At 74.5% G+C, this 714-nt stretch carries 1 protein-coding gene; it reads right to left on the reverse strand.

What is annotated here, in order from left to right:
- The coding region (locus tag JUB13_RS31025) for an N-formylglutamate amidohydrolase (protein WP_207486130.1) at nt 1–714 on the reverse strand (714 nt) is incomplete at both ends.

Genomic DNA, 714 nt, shown 5'->3' on the forward strand with positions numbered 1-714 from the left:
CTCGACGCGGTAGAGTGCGGGATCGGCGAGGATGGGCTTCAGGGCATCGGCGAGGCGGGCTGCCCATTCGGCCTCGCCTTCGGGGGTTGCGATCAGGTCCTGGCGGATCTCGACCAGCACATGGGGCAGGCCGCGCGCGACCGCGTGCCGGTCGATGGTGCCGTGGGCGCCGCGCCCGGTATAGGGCTCGTTGTCGCCGACCACCAGCGCCGGGTCGGCGCGCAGCCCGGCGATCAGCGGCACCGCCATGCGCGGGTCACGGTCCCACAGCACGCCCGCATGCCAGGGCCGCGCCAGCCCGCGCATCACCGGCGTGAAGCTGTGCACCGAGACCACCGCCGGCACCACGCCGCGCCCGGCAAAGCCGTCGAGCAGGTGCTCGACCATGCCGTGATAGGGCCGGTAGATCGCCTCCAGCCGCGCCTCGCGTGCCGCCGCATCGAGCGCCCGGTTGGCCGGCACCACCGTGCCGTCGCTGATCTCGGGCATCAGGGTGGGATCGTCGAGCGCGCGGTTCAGGTCGACCACCAGGCGCGAGTAGACGCCGAGCAGGGCCGGCGCATCGAAGCGCCGGGCGAGCAGCCGGGTCAGCCCGGCCGTGCCGATGTCCCAGGCGATGTGGCGCTCGAACTCCGGCTCGGCCACCCCGAGCCGCCCCAGAGCCCGCGGCACCGCCCGCCCCGCATGGTCCGCCAGAAGCAGAACCGGCGCCCG

Source organism: Arenibaculum pallidiluteum, assembly GCF_017355985.1.
Taxonomy (GTDB): Bacteria; Pseudomonadota; Alphaproteobacteria; order Azospirillales; family Azospirillaceae; genus Arenibaculum; species Arenibaculum pallidiluteum.